The following is a 387-nucleotide window of genomic DNA, read 5'->3' on the forward strand; positions in this document are numbered from 1 at the left end:
GCGCAAATGATGGTTGATTACCATTTAAGCCTCGATATGGCGAAAGAGGTTTGCATGGTGGATAACAGCGAAAAGGGCCGGTCGGCGCGCCGTTATTTTATTGCCTGTGAACGCCGCCTGAATGAAAGCCCGGCGCGGTATCTGGCGGATATGGAACGCCAGATGATGCGGCTGATTGAAGCGCGGGTAGAGCAGGCGGTTTCGCTGCGGCTGTCGTCGAATGCGCGGGTGGCGGCGCTGGAATATGTTTCGGTGCGTGAATTGCTGGTTGAGCATAATGCCGTGCAAAAGGGGCGCAGCGGGCTTAACCGCAAAATCGGGGCGCGGATGCGGGCATGGGCGCTGCAAACCCGCCCGCCGGTTTCGGTGCGGCGCTGCCCGCATTCC

General features: G+C 59.9%; 1 protein-coding gene. It reads left to right on the top strand.

The features are described 5' to 3' along the window. On the top strand, window positions 1-387 hold a 387-nt coding region (locus tag THS27_RS26815; RefSeq protein ID WP_210403046.1), incomplete at both ends, for an antA/AntB antirepressor family protein.

Source organism: Thalassospira sp. MCCC 1A01428, from assembly GCF_002115825.1.
In the GTDB taxonomy this organism is placed as follows: Bacteria; Pseudomonadota; Alphaproteobacteria; order Rhodospirillales; family Thalassospiraceae; genus Thalassospira.